Raw genomic sequence first — 26,392 nt, 5'->3', positions numbered from 1 at the left:
GAGGCTGGTGCCGTGGCCGGCGCCGTCGAGCCCGGAGTCGTTCAGCCGCGTGCCGTTCGCGCCGGTGCCTGCGGAGCCGCCGGCGCCCGCGCCGCCGAGACCGCCGTTCAGGTCGCCGCCCGGCCCGTCGCCGTCCAGTCCTCCGCCGTTGCCGATCCCGGCTCCGGGGACGCCCGTGCCGCCCGGTCCATACGGATCGCCGGAGCCGTTCCAGCCCGGGAAGCCGCCGTCGCCCAGGCCGTTCACGCCGTCCGGGCCGGAGCCCGTGCCGAGGTCGCCGAGCGAGGCGGGGTTCTGCCATCCCCGCACGTCCGTGGGAAGCGTCCCGTTCGGGAGGGTTCCCCCTGGGCCGGTCACCGGCGTGTACGCCGGGGGCGTCATGTCGAACTTCGGCACGTCGGTGTCGAGCGACGCGGGGAAGAGCGCGTTGGCGGTCTGCGTCGCCTGCGTGAGCTTCTTGAGGTGCTCCTCGGCCGCCTTCATGTCCTTCTCCTCCTTCGACTCTCCGAAGAGATTGAAGAAGGGGCCGTCGCCGAAGACCGAGCCGATGGCGCCGCCGATGCCGCCCACGATGAACCCGCCGACGCCGCCGATGACGGCTCCGGGGATGGCCCCGACGCCCGCGAAGGGAGAGCCCGCGATCGCGCCGCCCGCGGCGCCCACCGCCCCCGCCTCCATGGCCGCGTCGTACCAGTCGACGTCGCTCTTCGTGGGCTTGGGGACGTTCTCGCCCCTGAACTGGTTGAGGGAGCTGGCGTACACGTCCAGCGCGGGCACCACGCCACGCGGCGAGGGCGGTCCCGTCTGTCCCGCCGGAAGGGAGTTGTCCACGATCGCGGTCATCACCGCGGCCGTGGACGCCCTGAGCCGGCGCAGCTGCTCCTTCACCTGCTTGGCGTCCTCGCCGCTCGTCCAGTGCTTGTCGAGCGCGTCCAGGTGCCTGTCGAGCGTCTCGACCACCGTCTTGAGCTTGTCGTGGACGCTCTTGAACTCACCCGAGGCCGACCTGATCAGCTCGGGATCGGTCTTCTCGAGCGCGGTGCGCAACGCGTCCAGCGTGACGACGCCCGGTTCCGACGCGTCGATCGACGCCCTGATCGGCATCTTCCTCTCGGCCACGACGCCTCCTCAACCGCTCTCGTCCGACTAGACGTCCGCCACGCCGACGTGCCGCGCGCCCGCCTGCTCCCCGGCGTCGAGGTTCCTGATCGCCAGTTCCAGGCGCTCGGCGGCGATGCCGAGGGTCGAGGCGATCTCCGCGTAGACGGCGGTGACCGCGCCCTCGGCGCCGGTCAGGCTCGTGTGGAAACCCATCGCGGCCTCCCAGAAGCCGCCGACGGCCTCACGCCGCGCGAGCAGGCGCTTCACCGCGCCGCCCTCGGGGAAGGCGACCGGAGTCACCTCGCGCTTGGACGCCCCGGGCGCCAGCAGTTCCAGCGCCTCCTCGAAGTCCTTGCGCGCGTTCCTGAGGGCCGTGCGGCTGACCTCCACGCCACCGTCGCGAGCCATGCGTCACACTCCCGTCAACGCCGTGACGGGCACCGGCCGAGGAGCGCCGGTGCCGCCGGCCGTACTGTCGGACGTCCGCTCACTTCCCGTCGAACATGGCGGCGTTGATCCGCTCCACGTCCTGCATGTTCATGTTGGTGATGTTGATGTTCTTGGCCAGCAGGGACACGATGTCCGCCAGGCCCTTGGCCTCCTGCTGCCAGATCCGCCTGGTCTGGTCGTAGGCGTCCTTGGCGCTGCCCTGCCAGATCGCGGTCTTGGTGTTGAGCTTGTTCTCCAGGTTCTCCAGCTCCGTGACCAGCCTGTTGAAGGCGTTCTGGAACTCGGTCTCGCCCGTGTCGAGACCGCTGAAGTTGACCTTTGTGATGTCGAAGTCCACCGTCGCGCTCTCCGTCCGTTCCTGGTGGTCGTCTCGGGCTCAGCGGCTGTACGAGGCGGGCGGGGCCTGGTTGATGAGCGCCTCGATCTTGTTGATCTCGGCGGTCGCGTGGGCGTTGAACTCGGCGTAGTTCTTGTTGTTCGCCCTGATGCTCTCCGCGAGGGTCTGCAGGCTGCCCAGGATGACGTCCATGCGCTCGTGCCACAGCAGGTGCACCTTGTCGAACGCGTGGTGCGACTCGCCCTGCCAGTGGACCTTGAGGTTCTCGCCGGCGCTGTCCAGGTAACGCTGGATGCCGCGGATGTTCTCGGCCGCGTCGCCGATCCAGGTGATCGCCTCGTCCAGGTCGTGCCGGCTCACTTGGGCCTGGCTTGCGCCAGAGTGCGACATGGTCACCTCCACTGATCCTGTCGAATTCCCCCGACCAGGAGGGTCGGGTGATGACCCAAAAGTCACATTAATGGATCAGTGTGGGGCTTGCCGGGGCTGTCCGAGATTAAGATTTTGTCACGTCTCTTGCGGTTTTGTCAGACGGCCGGTTAGGAGATTTGTACGTTTTGCGAGCTTTGTGGTGACTCGGCCGTAAGTAGTTGAAAACGCAATCTGCCGGGAATCGGCTGGAGGATGCTGTGACCGATACGAGCGGGGGCGCGACGAATCCTTTCGCCGGCCTCGCGGCCTCCATGGGAGCGAACGGCGGCGCGGTGGATCCCCGCCTGTCCGACCCCGAGTTCTTCATGCGCTACTCCGAAGTCGGGAAGTTCGCCAACCAGGTGGCGAGTCACGGGCAGGCCCTGTCCGACACGAGCGCGGCGATCAAGAACATCCACCTGCCCATGGGGACGTTCGGCGTCATCGGCGGCGGCCTGAACGGCGTCCACAGCAAGCTGCGGGACCAGGCGGCCGACGCCATGGCGAAGGGCAAGGGCGTCCTCGACTCCTGGAAGCTCGCGCTCGACAAGGCGGTCGAGAACGCCAAGGAGGGGGAGAAGGAGAGCTCGGGCAAGACCGGGAAGGGCGGCCTGAACGGGCTGGGCGGCGGCACGAAGGGCGCCGGGATCGACCCCAAGAAACTGGGGCTCGGCGGCGGTGGGCTGCCGAAGACCGGCCCCTCCGGGCTCGGGAACGACTGGAAGCTGCCGAAGGACAAACTGGGCACCGACCTCGACGACAGCCTGAAGCACCCCGACCTGCCCGACCCGAGCACGCTGCCCGGCCCCGGCGGGAAGGGCGGTGACCTGCCCAGCCCCGGCGACCCGAACGGCGCGAACGGCAACGGCCTTGGCGGCAGCGGGCTCGACCCGAACGGACTGAACGGGAACGGGATCGGCCGCACCGGCCTCGACGGGCTCGACCGGAACGCGCCGAACCCCCAGGCGCCGGCCGTCCCCGGCGACACCGCTCTCTCGGCGCACACCCCGGCCCCGCCCACGGTGCCGACGCTCCCCGACCTCGGCACGAGCGGCTACGGGCCGACCGACTACTCCACGGGAACCCGGACAGGCACCGGCGGCTCCGGCTCGGGCGGGTACGGCACGAGTGGCTACGGCTCGGGTGGCTACGGCTCGGGCGCGTCCACCGGTTATGAAGGCGCCGGCCGCGGCGGCATCGGAGCCGGCGGGGTGCCCGGGGTGCCGTACGCCCCCATGGCGGGCGCGGGAAACAACGGGGAGGACAAGGACCGCCACCGGGGGCCCGCGGTGCCGGAGGACGAGAGCACCTGGTTCGGCGAAGAAGACGTGGCGCCCGCCGTCCTCGGCATGCAGGAGGAGGACTAGGAGATGGCAGACCTGGCGACGGGCAGGTTCATCACGGGCGCCGGCATGGCCGCCGCGGCGGCGCGCATCGAAGGGACGGGATGGCCGCTGGCGGGGCTGCTGACGACGATGATCTCCGACCCGGAGGCGATGCGGCAGGGAGCGCGCCAGTGGCGCGAGGAGCCCTCGGCCGACGGGAAGCAGGCCGGCATCGCCGCGCTGCGTACGGACCTGGACCGGCAGTTCACCGCGCTCGAGTCCGACGGGCATCTGAAGGGGAAGATGCTCGCCACACTCAAGGAGAAGCACGCCGAGCTGAACACGCAGCTCGACAACTTCGAGAGGTGCAGGGAGTGCGTGAGCGGCAGCCTCGACTCGGGCGCCGACCTCTACGACGCGGCGAGCTGGGTGTCCCTGTCGCTCGGCGGCTCGGCCATGGCGGTCGCCGTGTTCAGCCAGGCGTGCAAGGGCCAGGTGCTGACCTTCGCCGCCACCCGGCCCATGGTGGCGCGGGCGATGGTCGGGCTGGGCCAGGTGGCGCAGAAGGTGGTCGGCACGATGATGAAGACGAGCTGGAAGGTCGCCGGCATCCTCACCGTGTCCGGCTATCTCTACAGCGCGGCCAGCGCGAAGTTCCCCGGCATGACGGCGATCGCCGCCGACGTGCCCGACCTCACCAGGGCCAAGGTGGCCTTCGACCCGGCCACCGGTGGTCTCACCGAGCCCCAGCCCGACCTCGGCGACCTCGGCGGGACGAAGGCGCCGTCCTTCCTGCCGCCGTTCAGCCTGTGACCGACCGGCAGCCCATGACGGACTGGGCCGCGAGCGCGTTCGAACGGGGGCTCGGGGCGGCGTACGAGGCGGGGGACATCGCGCTCTGCCTGAGCATGCTCAGGGACACCGAGCTGGCGCTGCCCGTGCCGCCGGACGGAGACGCCGCCTGGCCGACGATCACCGCGCCCGACCGGGTGTGGCTGCCCGCCTACACGTCGGTCGAGGCGATGCGGGCGGCCACGGGACGGTCGCGGGTCAGGATCACCTCGATGGTCGAGCTGGCCGCCGGCTGGCCCGATCCCCGGTGGGGCCTCGCCGTCAACCCCGGCCTGCCGGTGCGCTTCCTGCTCGAACCGGGGACCGTCGCCAGGCTCGCGGTCCCCACCCTCGCGCAGGACCGCAGGGCGGAGCCCGAGCCCGCGCTGCCGGTCGTGCAGAAGCCGCTGACGCCGCACGACCTGCGGGCCTACCTCGGAGAGGGGGAGTCGCGGGTCTCCGGCTACTGCCACCACGCCCTCGACGTCGCGCACGTGGCGACGCCGGCCGTGCTCGCCGACGCCCTCGGCCGGGGCGCCGACGACAGCCTGCTCAGCGGCGAGGGCTCGCTGTTCCTGCTGCGGTGGCGCACGGTGGGGCTCAACCTCTACCGCACGCCGTACGGCGGGACCGACGAGGCGGGCATGGCGGCGGTGGCGGGCTGGGTCATCGAGGAACCGCCGTTCGCCGGCATGGGCCTCGCGCCGAACGCGGACTCCCTGGTCCGTGAGTACAAGGTGGACGCCGTACGGCTGCCGCACGGCTCGGAGATCGTCGAGCTGACCGCGGCCGGGACCGAGACCGTACGCGCGGTCTACGACGGCGACCTCGGCCGCTGGCTGCCCGGCGAGCATCCGGTGCAGGCCACGGCGCAGGCCACGGCGAGCTGCTACCGGGCGCGCTGGCGGGGAGCCGGCTTTCCGGCCAATCCCGACCCGGGACACGACGGGCTGCTGATCCGGCTGCTCGGCGACGGGCCGGCCGACGGGTTCGAGGAGCGGGCCCCGGGCCGCTTCGTGCGGTCGGTGCCCGCCGAGGAGTGCGAGGCCGTCTTCCACGTCACGCGGGTGTGCGCGTGGCGTGGCGCCCCCTGCCTCGTACGGGACGAGCGCGCGGGCGAGTTGCTGCTCGAATACACCGGCGGGCGGCTGCCGGTGGCGCGGGCGCTCGGCATGGAGCGGATCGAGCGGGGCGTCCACCGGCGCTGGGTGGCCCGCGCCGAGGTGAGCGAGGTACGCGAGCATGCCGAGCCCCTCGACCTGGGGCTCGGCGCATTAACCTGATTGCGGGACGACTCGGATCGGAGGCCGGACGCAGATGAGCGAGACCGATCCGCACATCCACGTCGAGCGACAGGTGACGCAGGCCGGTGCCGCCTACCGCAATCTGATCGCGTCGTCGTTGGGGCGCGCGCCCGACGCGCCGGATGTCGTCACCACCGGGTGCGGACTCCGGGTGCCCTATGCGATGACCTCGGTCCGTCCGGAAAGCGTCACCTGCCTCGCCTGCCGGGAACACGCTCACCGGGAGCACCTGCGCTACGCCGAGCAGGTGGAGCGCCTGAGCCGGATGCCCGGCGCGCCCGTCACCGGCGACCAGGCGGCCAAGGCCGCGCAATGGGCCCGGGACCTCGCGAAGAGGTTCTCCGGCGCGTGATCCGCCGCCCTCACGACATCTCCGAGGAGCACACCGTGGAGATTCCGCGCCACGCCGTTGTCCGGCCGGTCCATGCCCAGCTCGGCACGCCCTCGCGGGGTGATGAGGGGGCTCTCGCTACCCGAGCTGCTCGAGGGGTTCGGCGGCCTTGGTCATCGGACCTTCGGTGTCACCGGTGTTGAGCGTCCCGATCGGCTCCACCAGCATGATGGCCGTCTCCTCCTCGGCCACGGGGCAGTGCTCGACACCACGCGGCACCACGTAGAGTTCGCCGGGTCCGAGGACGACGTCCCCTTCCCGGAGCTGGATGGTGAGCCGGCCGCTGATCACCACGAACAGCTCGTCGGTCTCCGGATGGGTGTGCCAGACGAACTCCCCCTTCAGCTTGGCGAGCTTGACTTCGTAGTCGTTGAGCTCGGCGATCTTCTTCTGCGTCCACAACTCGTCGAATTGGGAGAGCTTGCGGGCGATGTTGACGGGATCGAGGGAAACGGACACCCTGTGGCACCTTTCGGGACATGCACCGCCCGGGTAGGGCGATGGCGGATGTGATGAGCGTGGCCCGCTCCACCGCCGCCCGTCTTGTACGTTCCTAGCGTGATCGCTCACCGCCCGCCGACGATCAGGGCCTGGCGGCCGCCGGTGCCAGGCATCGCCGAGGTCTTCCACGCGCACTTCACCGATCACGCCTATCCGGCTCACACCCACGACACGTGGGACCTGATGATCCTCGATGACGGCGCGGTCGACTTCGGACTGGACCGTCGCCGGCACGCCGCAGCCGATCTTTCCGCCGTTCTGCTCCTGCCGCCCGGCGTCCGGCATGACGGCAGGACCGTCACCGCCGCCGGTTTCCGCAAGCGCGTGCTCTACCTGGACACCACGGTGCTGCCGGAGCGCCTCACCGGTAGGGCGGTGGACGCTCCGATCCTCGCCGACCCACTACTGCGTCACCGAATCCACCAACTGCATCACGCTGTCGGTCATCCGGGAGAGGCGCTCGAGGCCGAATCGCGCCTTCTTCTCGTCGCGGAGAGACTGCGCTTCCATCTCGACGCGTTCCGGCATCGGACACCCGGCCGTGAGGCGCACCAGTTGGCCGTGGAGCTGCGCGAACTGCTGGACGCCCGGGTCCGGGCGGGTCTGTCGATACGGGAGGCCGCCGACGTCCTCCACTCCCACCCGACACACCTGATCCGCTGCTTCACGCGGACGTACGGCCTGCCGCCACACGCCTATCTCACGGGCAAGCGCATCGAACTGGCGCGCAGGCTCCTGCTGAGCGGTCAACGGCCCGCCGACGTGGCGACGAGCGTGGGATTCCACGACCAGGCGCACCTGAACCGGCACTTCACCCGGCACGTCGGCACCACACCCGCGCGGTACGCCAGAGGCGTCACTAGCCGGATGTCAAAGCGAGGTGTGATAATCCCGGATATTGGACATAGATCATCATTGGGGTGAACGCGGTCGATCGGGGTGATGAACACGACCGGGGGACAGACGCCGGACGCCGCCGGAATGCGGGCGTACGCCGAGGAACTGCGGGCCACGTTCATGCGCCTGCAGGAGGAGGCGCCCGCGCTGCACGAGAAGGCGCGTGCCGTGCAGGTGACGGAGAAGTCGCGCGACGGGCTCGTGGCGGCCACCGTCGGCGCGAACGGCGACCTGATCAGGCTCGACCTCGACCCGCGCATCTACCGGCGGCAGGACGCGCGCGGCCTGGCCGACGCCATCACGCGGACCATCCACGCCGCGGTGGCCAAGGCCCAGGACCGGGTCGTCGAGATCTTCGCGCCGCTCATCCCCGCCGAGCGGATGAGGGCGCACATCGACGGTGACCTCGACGCCGTGCTCGAGCAGATGTCGATGCAGATGCCGAAGCGGACGACGGAGAGCCCATGAGCGAGCGGAGCGAGCGAATCGGCAAGCACAGTGCGATTCGCTCATGCGACCCCGAGCCGCCAGGCGAGGGGTGGCATGAGCGAGCGGAGCGAGCGAATCGATAAGCACAGCGCGATTCGCTCATGCGACCCCGAGCCGCCAGGCGAGGGGTGGCATGAGCGAGCTGTTCGAGGTGAACTACGTCGACATCCGCCCGCAGCAGCTCGCGAAGGGCCTGTCGCAGTGGCACGCCGCGTCGTCCGAGGCGGAGAGCGGCTACGCCGCCAGCCTGCGGGAGATCCGTCGGCTCAACGCCGCCGAGCCGTGGGGGCACGACACGGCCGGCGCCGCCTTCCGCTCCGCCTACATGCAGGGCGACGGTCCGGACACGCTGATGAAGCAGGGTGAGGAACTCGCCGCGAAGGTGGTCGAGCTCGGCCCGACCGTACGGCGCAGCGCCGAGAACGCCCGCGGAATGGACGCCGAAAGGGCCAGAGAGGTGCGCGAGATCCTGAAGCGGGTCTGACGATGACGCACTCCTCCACGACGGTTACGGGCTCCGGCGCCAAGCCGGCCACGACGACGAACGGCGACGTCACCTCGACCGGCGACGGGCTGCCCGAGTTCGCCGACGGCGGCGGCACGGTCGTCGACGTCACCCCCGCCTGGGGCGAGTCGCTGCCCGCCTGGGCCGACGACCTCGTCGCCCTGCTCACGGCGGGCCAGACATGGCCCGAGGCGAGCGAGAGCCTGCTGTGGCAGCTCGCCCGGGCCCACCGGTCCGCGACCGTGAGCGTCGTACAGTCCATCGATCCGGTGGGAACCGCCGCCGTCGCCGTGCTCAGCGGGATGCAGGGCCCGTCGATGCAGGCGTTCCTGACCCGGCTCGGCGAGCACTACTCGGAGAAGTCCGGCCTGCTCGGGGTCGCGAACAATCACTTCGCCTACGCCGCGCAGGCCGACAACTATGCCCGCTCGACCCAGTATTCGAAGTTGTCCAACAACGTGGTGTTCTGGATCGCGCTGATCGCCACGTTCATCGCGCTCGTCGCGGCCTTCTACTCCGCCGGGACCTCCACACGGTTCATCGGGCCGATCGCCGCCCGCGCCCGCGCCGAGATGGAGAAGATCCTCGAACAGCTCGCCCTCGCCGCGGGCCGTCCCGCCGCGGCCCAGGCGCTCGCCAGAGGGACCGTGCTGGCCTCGGTCCGGGCCGGCCTGCTCGGCCGCATCCTCGCCAACCCCCTGGGGAGGGAGCTGTTCGAGGAGATCGGTGAGGAGATCGCCGGCGACGCCCTTGCCCAGTCCGAACAGCGGAAGAGGGGCACCCGCGACGGCTGGGACTGGAAGATGACGAGCGCCGCCGCCCTGGGCGCGGCGGGCGGCGCGGCCGTCGGCATGCGGGCCGCGCACCCGATCAGCAACCTGGTCAACAGGATGCCCCTGATCAGGAGGCTGAACACCGACGCCCCCGGTTTCGGCAACGCGTTCAAGCGCTTCCCCGGCCGGGCGCTGACGACCGGACTGACCAACGTGATCGCGTCCCCGGCCGGGAGCGTCCTCGCCAACGGGCTCGTGTACGGCCAGTGGGAGATGCCCGACGGGGAGTCGCTGCTCGGGGCCGCCTTGTCGGGTGCGGGCCGTACGAACACGATCAGCCCGTTCAACCCGGACGTGATCGAGGCGGTCGTCAGCCCGCGTACGGCCCTGGCCTCGGCGCACGACACCAGCCTGCGTACCGACCTGACCCGCGCCCTTGCCGGCACGTCTCCGGATCCCACCGCCGGGCAGCCCTCAGGAGGCGCGCACACGGGCGGGGCCGGCGGCGGTCAGACCGCGAGCAGCGGCGGGCCCACGGGCTCGGGCGGCACGAGCACCGCGTCCGTCTCGGGGCAGCCCTCCGGCGGTCCGGCCGCCACGTCCGGCGGTGCCGGGCACCCCGCGCCCACGACACCGGGCGGATCCGCCCAGACAGCGAGCGCGGCGCCCAGCGCTTCCGGCCAGCCGGTCGCCACCGGGCCGTCCCCCGCACAATCCGCCGCGAGCACGACGAACCCCGGCACAGCCGGTCCCGCCAACGCGGGCGGTGCCAACCCCGGTTCGGCCGGCTCCGGCAGCACGACGAACGCGGGCACCGCGAACGCGGCGGGTGCGGGCACCGTGAATCCGGGTCAGGCGCCGACGGCAGCGCAGAGCGCGTCCGGCCAGCCGGCCACCGCCGAATCCCGCCCCGGCGTCGGGTGGCGAGCGCCCCCAACCCCGGTTCGGCCGGCTCAAGCAACCCGGCCGCCGCGTCCACACCTGCCACCCCCACCGCGACGCCCACGCCGGCCGTCTCAACGGGGACGCCGTCGTCCGGTTCTCCCTCCGGTGGCACCACGTCCGCCGCCGCGGCGTCACCGGCCGCCTCGGCACCGGCGACGTCTCCGGGGACGACCGGCGGCAGCACTTCCGGAAGCACCGCCGCGGCGCACGCTTCGGCTCGTACGGCGGTCTCCGATGTGCTGTTCACGATCGCGCCCGATGTGCTCTTCCTGCGCGACGGACGGGGCGCCAGGCTGACGGGTCCTGACGGAAGGCCGATCCAGTTGTCGGGCGAGGACATGAAGGTCCTCGCGGATCGGCTCACGGCCCGTGCCGCCGAGGGAGTGGACACGCCGCGGCTCCGCGCGGAGGCGGCCGCCCTGCTGGGGGCGAGGATCGCCGAGGAGAGCCTGGGCCTCCCGGTCGAGGGGGCCCTCGACGCGCTCGCCCGGTTGGCCGATGCGACGCCGGACAGCCGCACCGCCGCGGTTGAGGTGGCGGGCGAGGTGCTGGAGGACAACCCACGCGGCTGGCGGCCCGACCGGCTGAGCGACGCGGGGGCCGGACTCGTGGAGGAAGCGCTGGCGGTTCCGCCGCGCGGATCCGACCACGCCCTTCGCGTCGGCCGCTCCTCCGACACCGCCGCGGACATCGTCCGCCGCGCCGAGACCCTCGCCGGGATCCCGTCCACCAACGGCACGAATGGGACGGCCAACCCGGCGAGCGGAGGCCAGGCCGCCGCTGCTCCCACCGGCGCGTCCTCCTCGAAAACCGGGACCGCCCCGGCGACGAATTCCGGCCAGACGGCCAACCCGCCGGGGCCATCGGCGGCGCCGTCCGGCACGCGGCCGGGACCGCGTACGACCCGGGGGCGTGGCCGGGTGACCGCCCGGCCGATCGCGCGGAGCCTGTTCGTCGCCGACGGCAGGCCGTCGCACCTGGCCGACGTGTCGCCGCAGGAGGCGGAGCAGGGCTTCCTGTCGCTCCACGCGTCCGACGTGGCTCCGGACGTGACGGGGCTGAGCACGGCCGGCGAGCAGACGGTCGTCGTGGACTCGGGCCGGCGCGGCGCGCAGCACTTCCGGTATGAGATCGGCCGGGTGCCCGACGGCCGCCTCGCCAGGACCAGGGTCCGGTCGGGCACGGCCGGCGACCCCCATGTCGTACGGCTGTCGCCGCGCCTGGCGAACGACATCCTGCCCCGGGTGTGGCTGCACGAGATCAGCGACGTCTTCCAGCGGATGTCCGGCCCGCGGCAGGGCGTGATCCGCTCCTTCCTGAGCAGTACGGCCGAGCCGGACGCCACGGCCTGCGTGACGGCCCGCTATCGCGAGCACGCGCTCCTGGACCGGCAGTGGCGGGCGGCCCCGGCGCAGGAACGCCCCGCGATCGCGCACGAGATCGAGCAGCTCGGGCGTGAGATCGAAAGGCTCGGGCACCTCGCCCCGGAGCCTCCCTGGTCGGCGCCCCGGCCGCCGTCCGCCGCATCCCCGACGACGTCGTCCGGTCCCGCAGCGCAGACCTCCACCGCACAGAATTCGTCCGCGTCGGATCCGGTGGCGGACCTGCTCGGGCTGGCCCGCACCCAGCGGGAGACGATGGCGAACGCCGCCGACGAGCTGCTCAAGGCGGTCAAGGAGAAGATCGGCAGCACCAGGGCGGCCAGGGCCGACGCCAACAAGGCCGAGGAGGCCGCCGCGAAGGCGTCGCGGGAGGAGGACCGCGGCGCCGAGGAACGCCGCCGCAAGGCGCTGGCCGACCGCGACGTCCACCGGGCGAGCGCCGAGCGTGCCCGCCGGAGCAAGGAGGCGTACGCGCGGGCGATGCGGCGGGCGGTGGAGGCGCGCACCGCGTACGAGACGCTGGAGAACGCCCTGAACGCCCTCCCCGCGGGCCGTACAAGCACGCTGCCCGCGGAGATCGCCCGGCTGGCCCGGGAGGCGGAGGCCGCCCACAGCGCGTACAAGGAGGCGGTGGCGGACGCCCTGCCGTCGCCGGAGGCCATGACGGAGGGGACCCCGGCGGGCCGGCTGCCCCATCTCGAACGGCTCACGCAGGTCGTCAACGAGATGCTCGAACGCGCCGGGATCGACCACCGCTACGCGCCCGACGAGCTGTCGCAGGTGTTGCGGTCGAACTTCAGATGGCTGGTGTCACAGGACGGCGTGGTGCTGCGGGTGGGCCGCGGCACGCGGGCCGAGCTGCGGTTGCGGCTGAAGGTCACGGACCTGGTCGAGGTCTTCGGCCATCCGGTGCGGCACTCCCAGTCGATGCTCGGCCAGTTGCCGCAGGGCGGCCGCTCGGCCTCCGCCACCGCCAACCGTGCGGTGCGCCTGGCGCCGAATCTCGACGTGAACGCCCTGACCAAGCCGTGGCAGGACGTCCACTGGCTCGGGATGCTGATGAAGTTCGGCGTGTTCAAGGCCGGCGCCACCTTCGGCAGGAGCGAGTCGTTCAGCGGCAACGCGTCGGATTTCGCGCTGGCCGGCGCGGTGCAGGACAACGCGGGCGAGGCGCTGGTGCTCGACGGGCTCGCCTCGGCGGAAGTGGAGCTGCGCACCGCGTCCGGCACCGAGACGGCGCGCGTGGACAGCGGCACGGCCGACGACGCCCAGAGCCTGCGGGTGTATCTGCCGCACACGCACGCGCAGCGGGGACCGGTCGAGGTCACCCGGCTCTCGCGAAAGGAGTGGCAGCGCACGCCGTTCCCCGAGCACGCGGTCACCGGGCTGACCGGGCTGCAGGACCTCGCCGAGCGCACCGCGGAGCGGACCGGCCACTCCGAGATCGGCGGCATGACCCGCGACCAGATCCTCACGATCATGACGAAGGAGCTGCCGGCCCGGCTCGGCGAGGCGATCAACGATCCCGAGGGGCTGCGCCGCCCGATCACCGTCAACGGGCGGCTGGTCGGCCATGTGCGGATCAAGACCCGGGTCGTGATGGACACGGCGCGGCCGGTCGGCACGCCGAGCAGGAAGCACCGGCTGGAGCGGCTTCGCGTGGGGTTCTCGGGCGCGTCGGGCTCACGGTCCGCCGGCCGGTCCTTCGAAGTCAAGGGCACCGCGGGAGTCCAGCTTCCCGTCGGCGATCAGCACATGCTCCACGCCGCCGGTCTCGACGGTTACAAGACCGCCACGCCGCGCCTCACGGGCGGGCTCGGCCGCTCCTGGTCGCGGTCGCGGTCGATGAGCGCGGGCGGCACGGCCATCCGGCCGAGCGTGCAGCGCTGGGCGGGTCACACCCAGGCGTACACGCTGGAGCTCGAGCACACGGTGACCGTGCAGTTGAACACCGACGACGCCCCGCGTGCCCCCCTCAGCGGCCGTAGCACGGGCCTTTTCCGCATGCCGGAGCCGCAGGCGTACCGCTACGGCCTTCCCGTCGACCGGTCGGCCCTGCTGAAGGACGCAGCCTCAGGGACGACCCGAAGCCCGGCGTGCCGAAGGGCCGCCTGCCCAGGCTGCCCGGCTGGTCACGCGGCGCAGCGGGCGGCATCACGGGGGCCGGGCCCGCGCTCGTCCAGGCCAGCGAGCGGCCGGAGAGTGTCAGGAACTTCGACGAGGCGCGCGCCAACGTCGTGACGCAACTGCGTGCGCTCGGCCTGCTGCCGGACGGGAACGGCCGTCTGTCCCGCGATCCGCTGACCCGGGCGAGCCAGATCGCCAACATGATCGAGGTGGCCGAGCAGTTCTCCCCGGCCCGCTTGCAGACCGGCTACGACCAGGCCTTGCAGGACGGCATCCTCCTCGACCTGGTCAGCCAGGGCATCGGCCGGGCCAGCCGGCACTTCACGGTGCGAATCCGGTTCACGCAGTCAGGCCAGGAGGAGTTCCTGGGCACCAGCGCCGCCGACGTCCCGGCCGACCTCGACATCTCGTCGGAGACCTCCGGCCGCACGGTCAGCCGGTCGCGCGGCGGGGCCCGGGACATCGGCCCCGCACTCGGCCTGGAGACGAAGCCGGGCGAGGCCGGCTCGACCGGCGGCGAGGGGGGCTTCCACTGGAACAAGGGGCGCACGACCGGCACGACACTCAACGACACGGGCAACCAGGTCACGCTGATGGAGGGCACCTCCCCGGCGGCCGTCTTCGAGGTTCCGCACCGGCTCATCGTGGACCTGATCGAAAACGGGAAGGTCACGCCGCTGGCCCAGAGCGACGACGTGTGGATGCGGGTGCTGCTGCCCTCCGACCTGCTGCCCGAGGACCGGACCGAGCCCTCGCCCAGCCACCCGACGTCCTCGGAGGCGCTGAGCCTGGCCACCCTGCTGCACGTCGACGGGACCGGCGTGCTCGACGCCCTCCAGTCGGTGCTGCCGAAGGCGATGCGGCCGGGCTCGGTGTCGTTCCACCACCTCGCCGAGGCGTTCAACATGCGCAACCTCGTCTCCCACCCGGAGTGGCTGCTCGCCGACCCCGCAAGACCCGCCACGACGTACAGCACCGCCCTGGCCGTTCGCCCGCGTGGCCTGCGTACGCACCGGGCGTCGGCGTGGATCACGGCCCGGCCGGGCGAGTCGGCGTTCGTGACCGCGGCCGACATGGTGATCGGCGACATCAACTTCACGATGGGCGCGCACACCACGCGGACGGAGACGCGCGGCGGACGATCGGTGGACGCCTCGACGGGCGCGAACGAGGCCCTGCCCGGCCCGTTGGGCGGCAAGGAGGGGGTCGGCGGGTCCGCGGCGGGGAGCAGGTCCTCCTCGATCTCCGACACGGCGATCTGGGGCAGGGAACGGCTGGCCATCGACACCGGCAAGCACTACGTGTTCGCGATGAAGGCGGACATCACGGTTTCCGGGGACGAGGCGGGAAACCGGCGGGCCGACGCCGAGCCGCTACGGGACAGGACCGTCGTCTACTCCCTCCCCGAGCGCGACGCGCTCGACCTGTACGGCAGGGGCGAGCTCAAGCTGCCCCTCGACCAGGTGGCCGACGCGGTGACGCGGCTGCTCGACGGCAACCTCCGGCTCGACCCGCGTACGGCGGTGCCGCTGGTCCGCAGATACCTGGTCGACCGGGCGCTGGCGCGAAAGGGCGGCCACCCCCGGTCCGACCTGGAGCAGAAGCACCCTCGCGACATGCTCGCCGAACGGCTCGCCAAGGACTTTCCGATGAGCGTGGCCGCCGAGGGGAACCGGCTCAAGCGCATGCACGACAGGCTGCCGGACCTCGCCACCCGTGTGGACGTCCCCGACCTCTATCGGGACTCCCTCGGCGAGAGCACCGTGAAGACGGTCGACCTCAAAGCCCCGAACGGCAAGGAGACCCGCCTGATCGACCACGTGCTCGACCAGATCGGCAAGGTGGCGCCCGGCGCGCTGAAGCGTGACCCGGTCCTGCTGCGCAGCCTGTTCGGCGACTTCGCCGGCAAACGCTGGTGGGGCAAGATCGACGACATGAGCGGGCCGGAGGGCTTCGTCAAGACGTACTCCCTCAAGATCGGCCCGCACCTCACCGAGGACGTCACGGTCAGGATCAGCGCGGTGCTCCACGGCGACCAGGCGACGTACGGCGGAAACGTCCACAACTTCGGCCAGATCCTCCAGGACTACACGTACACGCAGGAGGACCGCGCCGAGTCGTCGGGCAAGACGTTCGGCGGCAACGCGAACGCCGGCGCGGCACAGGACACCGGCAGCGGCGGCCGCGCGGCCGCCACCGACCGCTCGCACACCGGCACGGCATCCACCGGCACCCAGCGGACCCGCATCCAGCGTGCGGCGGCGTTCCGCGGGGGGCAGCTCGTCGAGCATCCGGTGACCGTCACGATCGAGGTCGAACGCACGTCGAGCCGCCTGCGCGGCGCCGTCGCCAAGATCACCAGCGTGCCCCCGGCCAGCAAGACCACGCTGGACGGCACGATGGCCAGGGTGCTGCCGGACGGCATGGTGGCGAAGGAGGGCACGGTCGCCGCGCGGCCGCCCGCCCGGCCCGACGTGCGGCGGGTCGTGCCGCCGGAGGTCTTCGTGACCGAGCGGCTCAGGGCCGACGGGCTGCTGCGCGCCGTGTTCGACCGGCTCTCCCGGACGGACCTGCTCGGCGGGGCGACCGCCATGGAGCACTACGCCGAGCTGGCCAAGGCGCTCACCGGGAACGGGCTCACGACCCGGCTGGAGCGGATGACCGGCCCCGACGGGCACCGCCTCATCCGGCTGCCCATGCCGGGCAGACCCGGCCAGGTGGTGGACGTGCGGATACACGCCGACCTCTCCGAGCCCGACCCGGTGGCCCTCGGCCTGAACGACACCGAACTGGGGCAGGTCGACCGCGAGCAGAACACCGCCGGCACGGCCACCGACCGGGGGGCAGATGCTGCCGCTCGGCCGCACGTACAGCGGGGGGGCACGCCGCGGGCGCCGGCGCCGACCTCGGCGCCGGCGACCAGACCGCGCAGTCGAGCTCGGGCAGCGGCGGCAACCGCGACGAGACCAGCGTCTTCGAGAAGGGCACCGGGGCCAAGGTGCGGTTCCGGGTCGACTTCGACCTCCGGTTCGAGGTGCGCCAGGTGGCGCGCGACGGCGCGGAGACGGTGCTGCGGACCGTGGACATCCCGCACGGCACGACCGGCACGGCCCACCTGATCATGTTCCAGCACGCGCTGGAGGAGATGCTGGCACGTCGCGACGCCGGCGTGACCCGGCCGCTGTGGGACTTCCACCGGCAGCGGGCGGCCGCCCCCGGCGTCTTCTTCTCCCACGACACCGTGCGCACGCTGGCCGCGAGGCAGCCGTCGTACGACCCGGCGGCGCCCAGCAGAGCGATGGCCGAGGTGCTGAGAGGACGGACGGGGACGCAGCCGGTGGGCATCATCGCCGACATCGGCCAAGCGAACGCGACGGCGCCGGGGCCGATGGCGCTCGTGGAGGAGGCGAGGCTGGTCGCCCGCGACCTCGGCGCCGACGTCCACCTCCATCTCACGCGGCCCGACGGCACCGTCGAGCGCTACCGTGCCACGCCCGCGGGCGAACTGTCCGGCGAGTCCTTCGCCGAGGCGCTCGGCTCGGTGCGCCCGACCTGGTGGCGCTGGCCGAGCGGCACGGCCTCGACCTGCGCGACCTGTACGGCGGGCGGTCCGACGGGTTCGCCGACCGGATCGGTGAACGGCTCGACGCCCTCGGCGTCGCCCGGCCCGCACGGCCGACCCGGGCTGGCCGGTGCCCGAGACGGCCGCGGACGGCACCTGGGGCGGCAACCCCCTCGTCACCGCCCCGCTCGCCGGCAACGTGACGGCCGAGCCCATCCCCAGGACCGCGTTCGTGGCCGACGGCCGGGCCCCGCACCTGCCCGACCTGTCGAACGCCGAGATCCCGGCGGCCGTCGCCGACCTGCGCCCGGCCGACTTCGGCCGGGGCGTCCACGCCGTGACCGCGACGCCGGACGGCACGGTCGTCACGGTCGAGACCGCCAGGTTCGGCACGGAACGCTTCGTCGTGCTGCCCGAGGACCCCGGCGGCGGACGCCCGGGCCGTACGGAGGTCAGCGCGGGCACCGGCCCGCACGTGATCCGGCTGGCGCCGAGACTGGCCCCCGACGTGGTGGCCCGGGTGCTGCTGCACGAGATCAGCGACACCCTGCAGAAGCGGGCGGCGGCGGAGCAGGGGACGATGCGCCGCTTCCTGAACGCCCTCGATCCCGGCTACGACGCCTGTGCCTCCGCCCGCTACAACGAGCACGCCTACCTGTCGCGCCGGTGGAGGGCGACGACCTCGGACGAGGAGCGGGCGCGGCTGCGGCACGAGATCGAGGCGGTCGCCCGCGACCTCGCCGCGCGGGGCCAGGCGGCGCCCCCGCCGCCGTGGATCACCGTGCCGCCCCAGGCGCCGGTCCTCGACGTGTGGGAGCGGATGCGCAGGCTCAGCAACCCCTCCGGCTGGGAGCCGCCCGACGACGAGGACGAGACCGTCCCCGCACCGAAGGACCCGGCACAGCGACAGATGAGGAACGTGTGATGCCGTACTCGATCGCCAGGAGCAGGGACGAGGCGCACCTCTATCTCGACCTGAACCCCTGCGCCTGCGGCTCGGCGGACACCGACTGGGACAGCGGCCTGGCGAGCGTCGAGGGGGAGTTGGTCACCTGTTACGAGGGGCGGTGCGCGGCGTGCGGCGCCGAGCGGGAGCACCTGTTCGGACTCCCGGAACGGGAGGTGACGCCCACGGGCTTCCCGACGTTCGGCGGCGCGGAGCCGTCCGAGCTGCTGGACCCCGGCGAGTGGCTGTGGGTGGCCGACCTGACGGCGGGCAACGTCCCTGAGGGTGGGGAGCGGCAGGCGCTGTCGATCGCGCGGGCCGCGGTCGAGGAAGTGATCAAATTCGTCCCGCCCGGGCAGGACGAGGTGCCCGAGGACGCGTTCTGGTCGGAGCGGGGACGGGCCGTGCGCGCCGCCGAGCCGGGGCGGTTCCGCCTCGACCGGCTGCTCGTCGTACGCGACACCTACCGGGAGCTGGCCGGAGCCTAGAGTGAGGGGAATGGAGCAGGCAGTGCCGATCCCGTACGCGCGGACGCTCGCGGAGGCCCGGCTGTATCTCGCGCTCACCGTGGACGAGGCCGGTCAGGAGGAGCCGCCGGTCGAGGGACCCGAGGCGTGGACGGTCCGGTCCGGCGGGGTCGAGGTGCTCGTGCCGTACGCGAGCGAGGCGGAGGCCAGGGACGAGGGGGAGCGGTTCGGCGTCGGACTGTCCGAGCTGATCGACCCCGGCCAGTGGCGGCTCGCCGGCGCCGGGTACGCGCGCCGCGCGCTCGTCGACGACCTGGAGTACACCGAGGAGCCGGGAGACGAGAGGCTCTTCCAGCGGGTGGTGAGCGGCTGGGAGGCGGCCAGGGACGCGCTGGGGGAGGCGCTCAAGTTCATCCCGCCCGGCGAGGACGAGGTGCCCGCGGAGGCGTTCTGGACCGAGGCGGGGCTGGCCGCCCGCGAGGCGGAGCCCGAATGCTTCCTGCGCGACCGGCTGGCCGAGGACATCGCGTTCTACCAGCAGAACTTGGACGACTTCCGCCGCCTCAACGGCTGACCTACTTGCCGAGCGGCACGGGCACGCGGGCGGCGGCCGGGTCGAGCGCCGGGCCCTCCGGGATGAGATGCAGCAGGTGCGCGGGCACCGGCGTGGCGTCGGAGGCGTCGTAGCCGAGCTTCGGCAGCAGGTCGGCCGAGGCGACCGCGAACCTGCGGCCCTGGTCCGTCAGCAGGAAGTAGTTCGTGATCGACCCCAGCTGCCCCTCTCCCGGCAGCAGACCGGCGACCGCGGCCGTCCCCGGCGGGAGCAGCACCTGGTCGAAGGTCTCCTGGCCGCCCGGGGTCCTGGGCGTGGGGATCGCGATCGAGGAGCCGACGGTCAGCGTCGCCCGGGTCGAGCCGCCGCGGGTGCCGGCGTAGACCGCGCACAGCGGCGTGCTGGAGGCGGGGGAGGTCATCGTGGGCATCGTCTCGGGCATCCCGCCGCCCACCACGCTCTGCTTGGAGAGCGACGCGTTGGCCGTGGCCGCGTCGATCGGGACGGCCCGCGGGGCGCGCTTGCCGTACGCCGCCTTGATGGCCGGGTCGGCCAGCATGAGCGTGGCCTGGGTGAGGGTGATCGGCGCGAGGCCGTCGGACAGCAGGACGTACCAGCGGGCGGGGGCGCCTCCGATGCCGGGCACGGTGAAGACCTGCCCGACCGCGGCCGTGACCTTCCCGTCGGGCCCCCGGACCTTCCTGCCCAGGTGCGGCACCTTGGGGCCGCTGAAGTCGGGGCCTTCGGGGATGGCGTTGAGCCAGGTCGCGGGCACCTTCCGGGGCTGGGCGTTCAGGGCGCTCACCGCGCTGGAGCTCGCCCGCATCCGCCGGTCGCCCCAGATCACCCACTTCTGCCGGCCGTCGTCCACGACCATGGCGCCGCCGCCGAGCGGCCTGCCGCCGACGTCCACGCCGCCCACCAGCGTGACGTACGGCCGCGGTGCCCCGGTGGCGTCGGGACCGTCCACCACGCACACCGACCACGGCCCGTGCACCAGCTTGTCCTTGGCCGGCAGCGAGTCGGGCGCGCCGGGGATGCCGACGAGCGGCCCGCGCGGCAGCTCGGCCAGCGAGGCGGCGGAGACGTCACGCACCGTCACGTCGGCGGTGTCGAGCAGCAGCCGGGCGGAGACGTAGTTCGCCACGGGAAGCAGCACGCGCTCCTGCTGGCTGTAGACGTAGGTCGCGCCGGTGTCCTGCTCGACGAGGAGCTGGCCGGGCTGGGTGAGCTTGGTGGCGCCGCCCGGCTTGATCACACCCCAGATCCCGAAGACGGCGAGCAGGAGCACCGACAGCAGGACCCCGCAGAAGGTGGCCAGGGTGTGCCGCCGCATCGGCGACTCCGCGACGTCCGGCTCTCCCTGCAGCAGCGCCTGGCCCAGGCGCTGCTGCATCAGCCGGTATGCCTGGTAGAGGTCCTTCCGGGTCTGCACGTCACCTCTCCGTGTCAGACGGCATGGGAGCCAGCATATTCATCCCCGGCGCCCTTGTGATCTCCCTTCTGATCGCCGTTCGCCGTCAGGGCCCGCGCGACGTGCCCGATCTCCCGCCGCAGCCATCGGTGGGCCGGATGGGCGTCGTGCCGCGCGTGCCACGTCTGTGCCACCGGCTGTCCGCCCACCGCGTACGTGGTGGGCGGGGGCTTTCAGGCGATCGTGGCCTTCCACCGGCCGCGCCGTAGGTGGATCGCCCCGTCCGGGCCGATGCGCACCTGAGCGCCGTACAGCGGCAGAGAGCCGTGCTGGAGCCAGTAGTCGCGGGCCTCGTCGAGCACGTCCCACAGTCGGCGCGGCCCGCCCTGGTGCACGCTGGGTAGGTCGCGGCCGATCTGCTCGGCCCGTGCCCACGAGCCGTCCTCGTGAACCATGAGCGCGATCCGGGCGTCGTCGGTCTCCCGGTAGCCGTGCTCGATGCCAGGAGCCATGATCTCCATCATCGACCGCAACTCCCAGGCGTTCTCCTCGATGTCGAGCACCGGGTACCTGCCGAGGGAGATGTGCTCACCCTCGGCGGTGCGCGCGGTCTCCATCAGGTCGGCCAGGCCCGGCGGGTAGTCGGCGCCGGTCCTGGTGCGCATGAACATCGCCCAGTCCCGTTCGACTGCGCCGGCCGCGCCGCCGTCCGCCGTCTTGACGGCGGACACGATGAGCGAGGTGCCGGTGATGGTCGTCACCAGGCGACCTCCCGGGTTGAGCGCGGCCAGCCATGACGGCGGAATGGGCCGCACCGACACCATCGCCACAATCCGATCAGCCGTCCACGGGATGTCCCCGGTGGCGTCGACCGGCGCGACTCTCGGGTGGTAGCCGATGTCGGCCAGCCGCCGTGCGGCCACGGTGGTGACGTAGTCGTCCACGTCGATGCTGGCCACCTGCTCCTCGCCGAGCAGCTGGCACAGCAGGGCGGTGCCGTACCCGGAGCCGGTGCCGACGTCCAGCACGGTGTTCTTCTCGCCGATGCGGGCGTGGCGGTACATCTGCAGCACCAGGGTCGGCAGGGTGCTGGATGAGGTCGGCCGGCCGGTCGGCTCGTCGGTCGCCTCGGCGTGGTCGGCATGCAGCGTGCCGATCTTCGTGACGAGCGTGCGGTCCCGGTAGGCGGCATCCAGCCAGGCCGCCTCCTCGGACGGGCCGTGCTGCGCCTCCCAGTGGCTGTCGCTCCACGCCCACCAGGCGGGCACGAACAGGTGACGTGGAGTGTGGGCGACGGCGTCGCGCCACCGCGACCCCGGATGGGTGACTCGGCCGGCAAGCGCGTGCGCGTAGGGATGCCAGTCCATGGCCATCAGTTTGACTCGGGGGAGCAGTCGTTGTTGTCGCCCGACGCGGAGAGCGATTCCCCGGTCAGGGCGAGTGGGGGGAGCGTCACGACGGCGGCGGGGCCGTTGCCGCACTGCCCGCACAGCTCGCCGACGCTCGTCCTGGCTTTCGGGCGTTAGGAAAAAGGGGAATAGAACGGCGGAAAAGCCAGATTCTCCCGGCCTTCGATATAGCCGCTCGGCATAAGGGGTTCACAAGATTGACAAACGATTTACGGTGAGGGCGGCCCCTTTGTCGATGAAGGAGTGACTGAATGGGTAACAGCTTGCTCGGCGGCGACCCCGCGGAGATGCAGAGCATGGCCGCGCAGTTCAGCCAGCAGGCGGACCAGGTTCGCGCCACGATGGCCAACCTCGACCGTGAGGCGGCCAAGGTCGGCACCGCCTGGACCGGCCCCGGCGCGCAGCGCTTCCACGACGCCTGGCAGAGCTACCGGGCGGCGTTCCAGCGTATGGCGGAAGAGCTCAACGAGGCCTCCCGGGTCATCACGACCTACCGCGGCAACATCGAGTCCGCCACCCGCTGACCGGCACTCGCAGCCGCCGGCCGCCGTACCGCCATGAGTGCCATGGCGGTACGGCGGCCTTCTCATGTGACCGGCCTGATCATGTGACCGGCGGCCTCATGTCACCGGCGGTTCGGTCGAGCGGCCGAGATAGGTGACGGGGCCGGGGTCGGGCACCGGGATCTCGTGGAAGCCCAGCCGGTCGTAGAAGGCGCGGGCGCGGGTGTTGACGGTGAGCATGCTCAGGTGCACGGCGGGTACGCCCTTCGCCGCGAGGGCGTGGAGGAAGGCCGTCATCAGCGCGCGGCCGTGCCCGGCGTCGGCGGTGCGGACGCAGATGTCGTAGAGGGCGTCCCTGTCCGTGTCCTGGTAGGGCCTGATGCGCACGATCATGCCGAGCAGGCTGACAGGGTGGGAGCGCTCCCGACAAGCCCTGCGGCTCAATCCGGCACCGCGGCCTGGATCGGGGTCGCGGTGCCCGAGACGACCAGCAGGCCCCGCCCGGGAGGCCCGCCGACGGCGCCGCGCGGCAGCCGTACGGCGAACAGGTCGCCGTCGGCGGGGCTCTGCACGTTGAGCAGCAGGCCGGTCCTGCCCTTGCGCGCCTCGGCCGCGAACCCCCGGTAGGCCGTCGCCAGGTCGCCCGTGGCCCCGGCGACGAGCAAACCGTGCTCGCCGTCCCGCCCGGTGCGCAGGATCTCGTCCAGGGCCAGGCCGAGCGCGGAGTCGGGCGAGATGAGCTCGGCATCGTCCACGGCCACCACGTAGCGCTCGTGCCCGGCGACCAGCGCGAGCGGGTCGAGCGCGCCCGGCAGGCCGCCGAAGTCGTCGGCGCCGCCCCCGGTCACGCTTCTGGCGTTGCCGTCCAGCACGGCGAGCACCCCCGGAGCCCCGGCGAGGTCGCGCAGCGGGCTGCGGCGCGGGGTCACGACGAGCACGGGCGTGCCCCGGTCGAGCAGCGAGCGCGCCGCCGTGACCAGCGCGGACGACCGTCCCGAGCGCGGCGGTCCGGCGATCACGGCGGCCGGTCCCTGGCCCTGCAGGTCCACGCCCATCGGGGTGAGGGCGTCGCCGCCCGCGCCGAGCAGCGCCCACAGGGCCGACGGCGGCTCGTGCGACGGCGCCAGGTCGAGCGCCTGGCTCGCCGTGATCCGCATCGCAGCGCGTCCACCCGCAGCGGCGGCTCCGACGGCCAGGCCCACTTCCCGGGGGTGTCCGCGCCGCCGAACCGCGCCGCCGCCGTACGGGCGAGCTCCTGCAGGACGGCCACCTGCGCGGGGCCGGAGGGATCGTCGCACAGCAGCGCGATCTGGCTCTCCACGAGGCCGTGCTCGCCCACGGCCAGGGCCCTGCCCGGAGGCATGACGCTCGGCAGGTCGCGCATCGGCAGCCCGGCGAGCCCGTAGTCGGCGGGGTCGGCGAGCCGCAGCACGAGCCGGTCCTCGAAGACGGTCGAGATCTGCCCGAGCAGGCCCGACCGGTCGGAGGTGACCACGGCCCGCAGCCCCACGGCCGGTCCCTCCCGCAGCAGTTGCAGCATGGCGTCGACCAGCCGCCCGTAGTCGTAGTTCTCGAATGCGGCGACGTACCCCTCCCAGCGGTCCACGAGCAGCACCAGCCAGGGCAGCGCGCCCACGCCCGCCCGGTCACGCGCGGCCCGCGACCGGGCGGCGGCGCGGGCCTCGGCCAGCGAGGCGTACCCGGCCTCGGCCAGCAGGTGCTGGCGGCGCCCGACCTCCGCGCGCAGGCGGGTCAGCAGGCGCTCCACCCGGTCGAGCTGGTCGCGGGTGACGACCGCCCCGCAGTGCGGCAGCGCGACCAGCGGCAGCAGCGCGCCCGACCCGCAGTCGACGGCGTGGACGTGCACGTCCTCGGGGGAGGCGCCGGCCGCGATCGAGCCCGCGATCGTCCGCAGCGCGCTGGACCTGCCGCTGCGCGCGCCGCCCGCGATCAGCAGGTGGCCGCCGTGCCGCGGGTCGAGCGTGAGCGGGCGCCGGCCCTGCTCCCACGGCAGGTCCGTCACGCCGAACGGCAGCGGCGGCACCTCCTCGGCCCCCCGGCCGGTACGGCGCGGCGCCCGCGAGCAGGCCGCCGGGGGAGCCCGCGATCCCGACGTCGAGGACGACCTGGTCGGGCAGCGGCGGCAGCCACGGGCTCGGCTGCCGGGGCACGTCGCTCCCGGCCTCCCGCAGCGCGTCCACGAGCAGGGCCAGGTCGGTGCCGCTCGCCGTCTGGGCGGGCGGAGCGGGCAGCGGATGGCCGAGCGCCTGCCAGGGCAGGTCGAGCACCCGGACGTCCTCTCCCGCGTCGGCCGCTCCCGCACTGCGCGGGTGTGGGGTGCGGCCGCCGATCCTGGCGGTCTGCACCGCCACGGGCGCTGCGGAGCCGGCCCGCACGTAGCAGCGGCCGGGCGTCGTCCGCGAGATGTGGGCGGCGTCCGGCACGTCGATGACGTCGGCCGACTCGTTGGCGTCGGTGACCCGCAGCGCGATCCTGAGCGAGGTGTTGGCCTGGATGTCGGCGGTCACCACGCCGCCGGGCCGCTGCGTGGCGAGGATCAGGTGGATGCCGAGCGAGCGGCCCCTGCGCGCGATGTCGACCAGCCCCTCCACGAAGTCGGGCAGCTCCGCGACCAGGGCGGCGAACTCGTCGATGATCAGCACGAGCCGGGGCAGCGGGGGCAGGTCCTTGCTCCCGGCGCTCTCCGGCACCGGGGCGGCGAAGATTCCGCCGCCGCGCGCCCGCCGGACGCCGCCCGCGCCGAGCACCCAGGTGGCGCCGCGCGCCCGCTGGTAGTCCTCGATGTCCTTGGCCCCCGCGTCCAGCAGCAGGCGCTCCCTGCGCCGGATCTCGGCGGCCAGCGACGACAGGGCCCGCTGGGTCAGGTGGCCGTCGAGGTCGCTCACCATGCCGACCGTGTGCGGGAGCCGTACGCACTCCTTGAAGGCCGCGCCGCCCTTGTAGTCGATCAGCACGAACGTCATCTCGTCGGGCCGGTTGGCCACCGCGAGCGAGCAGATCAGCGTCTGGAGCAGCTCCGACTTGCCCGCGCCGGTCGTGCCCGCGACCAGGGCGTGCGGCCCGTCCCTGCTCAGGTCCACCTCGAACGGGCCTTCCGGCCCCACGCCGATCAGGGCCCGGGTCGTACGGCCCTGCCGCTCGGCGAGCGCGGCGGGGTCGAGGGACACCTCAAGCAGGTCGAGCAGGCGGACCGCGTCGGGCAGGGCGGCCGAGGGGTCGTCGCGGCTCACGTCGCGCAGCGGGGCCAGCGCGCGGGCCAGGCGTTCTGCCCAGGACGGCGAGACCCGGTCGGCGCGGATGCCGGTGATCGGGTCGAGCCCGCCGCCGTGGAGGCGCACCCCGCCCTCGCGGTCGCAGGACACGACCGTCGCGCACTCCTCGGGCAGCAGTCGTTCGTCGTCGTCGATGGCGATCGTGTAGACCCCGGCGCGCGGGCCCTGCCGCAGCACCTGCGGCATGCCGGGCAGGCCGCGCAGCACCTGCGCGCCGTCGAGCACGACGAGCACGTCGAACGGCCGCTCGTCGTAGGCCGCGAAGGCCGGCTCGGCCGGCCGGTTGCCGCTCGCGCGCCCCAGGTCGTCCCAGCCGGCCGGGCCACCGGACAGGCGGGTGCCGCGCGGCACCCCCGGGTAGGGCCCCGAGCCGTTCTCGGCGTCGAGCCGTTCCGTCACCAGGGCGGCGAGTTCGGCGACCCGGCGCGCGGCGGCCTCGGGGTCGGCGCCGACGAGCGCGGCGCAGTCGGACGACA

The 26,392-nt window shown here is 72.9% G+C and carries 23 protein-coding genes and 1 pseudogene; 13 read left to right on the top strand and 11 right to left on the bottom strand.

Translation table 11 applies throughout. From position 1 onward, the window contains the following. From B1L11_RS38605 to B1L11_RS38590, 4 genes are all read right to left on the bottom strand, one after another. Nucleotides 1–1,119: WXG100 family type VII secretion target (locus tag B1L11_RS38605; RefSeq protein ID WP_143737863.1), on the bottom strand; the 1,119-nt coding region annotated here is incomplete at its 3' end. Nucleotides 1,120–1,146: 27 nt separating this feature from the next. Then, entirely contained in the window at nt 1,147–1,509 is a 363-nt protein-coding gene (locus tag B1L11_RS38600; protein ID WP_143737862.1) for a hypothetical protein, read from the bottom strand. 79 nt (nt 1,510–1,588) lie between these two features. Then, a complete protein-coding gene (locus tag B1L11_RS38595; protein ID WP_079320191.1) occupies nt 1,589–1,888 on the bottom strand; it encodes a WXG100 family type VII secretion target in 300 nt (99 codons plus the stop codon). Nucleotides 1,889–1,927: 39 nt separating this feature from the next. Next, on the bottom strand, nt 1,928–2,278 hold the full coding sequence (locus tag B1L11_RS38590) for a WXG100 family type VII secretion target (protein ID WP_143737861.1): 351 nt from the start codon (nt 2,276–2,278) through the stop codon (nt 1,928–1,930). Between the two features lie 239 nt (nt 2,279–2,517). Here B1L11_RS38590 and B1L11_RS38585 point away from each other — a divergent pair, with 239 nt between their 5' ends. Genes B1L11_RS38585 through B1L11_RS38565 form a run of 4 tightly spaced genes read left to right on the top strand, consistent with a single transcriptional unit; the run spans nt 2,518 to nt 6,111 of the window. Further along, nucleotides 2,518–3,666 (top strand): hypothetical protein, encoded by a 1,149-nt coding sequence (locus B1L11_RS38585; protein ID WP_079320189.1) that lies wholly within the window; start codon nt 2,518–2,520, stop codon nt 3,664–3,666. A gap of 3 nt (nt 3,667–3,669) precedes the next feature. After that, the gene (locus tag B1L11_RS38580; protein WP_079320188.1) at nt 3,670–4,437 is read left to right on the top strand and encodes a hypothetical protein; all 768 of its coding nucleotides are present in this window, start codon (nt 3,670–3,672) and stop codon (nt 4,435–4,437) included. 14 nt (nt 4,438–4,451) lie between these two features. Beyond that, nucleotides 4,452–5,738 carry an SseB family protein gene (locus B1L11_RS38575; RefSeq protein ID WP_256863255.1) on the top strand — a complete coding sequence of 429 codons (1,287 nt, stop codon included), beginning with the start codon at nt 4,452–4,454 and terminating at the stop codon, nt 5,736–5,738. 34 nt (nt 5,739–5,772) lie between these two features. Continuing rightward, nucleotides 5,773–6,111, top strand: coding sequence for a hypothetical protein (locus B1L11_RS38565; RefSeq protein WP_079320187.1), 339 nt, complete (start codon nt 5,773–5,775; stop codon nt 6,109–6,111). Nucleotides 6,112–6,228: 117 nt separating this feature from the next. On the opposite strand, the gene B1L11_RS38560 is transcribed toward B1L11_RS38565, so the two are convergent. Continuing rightward, complete coding sequence (locus tag B1L11_RS38560) at nt 6,229–6,609, bottom strand: cupin domain-containing protein (protein WP_079320186.1); 381 nt, start codon at nt 6,607–6,609, stop codon at nt 6,229–6,231. A gap of 99 nt (nt 6,610–6,708) precedes the next feature. On the opposite strand from B1L11_RS38560, the gene B1L11_RS38555 reads away from it, so the two are divergent. From B1L11_RS38555 to B1L11_RS38520, 8 genes are all read left to right on the top strand, one after another. Continuing rightward, on the top strand, nt 6,709–7,575 hold the full coding sequence (locus tag B1L11_RS38555) for an AraC family transcriptional regulator (protein ID WP_256863254.1): 867 nt from the start codon (nt 6,709–6,711) through the stop codon (nt 7,573–7,575). Nucleotides 7,576–7,593: 18 nt separating this feature from the next. Next, complete coding sequence (locus B1L11_RS38550; protein ID WP_079320185.1) at nt 7,594–8,016, top strand: YbaB/EbfC family nucleoid-associated protein; 423 nt, start codon at nt 7,594–7,596, stop codon at nt 8,014–8,016. A 154-nt stretch (nt 8,017–8,170) separates the two neighbouring features. Next, complete coding sequence (locus tag B1L11_RS38545) at nt 8,171–8,521, top strand: hypothetical protein (protein ID WP_079320184.1); 351 nt, start codon at nt 8,171–8,173, stop codon at nt 8,519–8,521. A gap of 2 nt (nt 8,522–8,523) precedes the next feature. Beyond that, a complete protein-coding gene (locus B1L11_RS38540; RefSeq protein WP_079320183.1) occupies nt 8,524–10,557 on the top strand; it encodes a hypothetical protein in 2,034 nt (677 codons plus the stop codon). Next, on the top strand, nt 10,497–13,883 hold the full coding sequence (locus B1L11_RS38535; protein ID WP_079320182.1) for a hypothetical protein: 3,387 nt from the start codon (nt 10,497–10,499) through the stop codon (nt 13,881–13,883). The genes B1L11_RS38540 and B1L11_RS38535 overlap by 61 nt, the downstream gene beginning before the upstream one ends. 3,578 nt (nt 13,884–17,461) lie before the next feature. Then, the gene (locus B1L11_RS38530; protein WP_079320181.1) at nt 17,462–18,256 is read left to right on the top strand and encodes a hypothetical protein; all 795 of its coding nucleotides are present in this window, start codon (nt 17,462–17,464) and stop codon (nt 18,254–18,256) included. Beyond that, nucleotides 18,256–18,765 carry a hypothetical protein gene (locus tag B1L11_RS38525; RefSeq protein WP_079320180.1) on the top strand — a complete coding sequence of 170 codons (510 nt, stop codon included), beginning with the start codon at nt 18,256–18,258 and terminating at the stop codon, nt 18,763–18,765. Before B1L11_RS38530 ends, B1L11_RS38525 begins: the two co-directional genes overlap by 1 nt. A 10-nt stretch (nt 18,766–18,775) precedes the next feature. Next, on the top strand, nt 18,776–19,318 hold the full coding sequence (locus B1L11_RS38520; RefSeq protein WP_218671563.1) for a hypothetical protein: 543 nt from the start codon (nt 18,776–18,778) through the stop codon (nt 19,316–19,318). Between the two features lies 1 nt (nt 19,319). Here B1L11_RS38520 and eccB read toward each other — a convergent pair whose 3' ends face one another. Beyond that, nucleotides 19,320–20,732 carry a type VII secretion protein EccB gene (eccB, locus tag B1L11_RS38515; protein ID WP_079320178.1) on the bottom strand — a complete coding sequence of 471 codons (1,413 nt, stop codon included), beginning with the start codon at nt 20,730–20,732 and terminating at the stop codon, nt 19,320–19,322. Between the two features lie 212 nt (nt 20,733–20,944). Continuing rightward, complete coding sequence (locus tag B1L11_RS38510; RefSeq protein ID WP_079320177.1) at nt 20,945–22,078, bottom strand: 50S ribosomal protein L11 methyltransferase; 1,134 nt, start codon at nt 22,076–22,078, stop codon at nt 20,945–20,947. 293 nt (nt 22,079–22,371) lie between these two features. Here B1L11_RS38510 and B1L11_RS38505 point away from each other — a divergent pair, with 293 nt between their 5' ends. After that, on the top strand, nt 22,372–22,644 hold the full coding sequence (locus B1L11_RS38505) for a WXG100 family type VII secretion target (protein ID WP_079320176.1): 273 nt from the start codon (nt 22,372–22,374) through the stop codon (nt 22,642–22,644). Between the two features lie 96 nt (nt 22,645–22,740). On the opposite strand, the gene B1L11_RS38500 is transcribed toward B1L11_RS38505, so the two are convergent. The 4 genes and pseudogenes from B1L11_RS38500 to B1L11_RS53030 form a co-directional block, all read right to left on the bottom strand. Then, nucleotides 22,741–23,016: an N-acetyltransferase gene (locus tag B1L11_RS38500; protein WP_218671561.1), complete on the bottom strand. Its 276-nt coding sequence runs from the start codon at nt 23,014–23,016 to the stop codon at nt 22,741–22,743. 47 nt (nt 23,017–23,063) lie between these two features. Continuing rightward, on the bottom strand, nt 23,064–23,672 hold the full coding sequence (locus tag B1L11_RS53040; RefSeq protein ID WP_256863253.1) for a hypothetical protein: 609 nt from the start codon (nt 23,670–23,672) through the stop codon (nt 23,064–23,066). After that, nucleotides 23,639–24,646 (bottom strand): FtsK/SpoIIIE domain-containing protein, encoded by a 1,008-nt coding sequence (locus B1L11_RS53035; protein WP_256863252.1) that lies wholly within the window; start codon nt 24,644–24,646, stop codon nt 23,639–23,641. Before B1L11_RS53035 ends, B1L11_RS53040 begins: the two co-directional genes overlap by 34 nt. Nucleotides 24,647–25,217: 571 nt before the next feature. Next, nucleotides 25,218–26,102 (bottom strand): annotated as a pseudogene (locus tag B1L11_RS53030) (FtsK/SpoIIIE domain-containing protein); the annotation flags it as partial. Between the last annotated feature and the right edge of the window lie 290 nt (nt 26,103–26,392).

The organism is Microbispora sp. GKU 823 (assembly GCF_002027145.1).
Taxonomy (GTDB): domain Bacteria; phylum Actinomycetota; class Actinomycetes; order Streptosporangiales; family Streptosporangiaceae; genus Microbispora; species Microbispora siamensis.
Note: the sequence above shows the minus strand (reverse complement) of the source record. Positions and strands in the feature narration are given on the sequence as shown.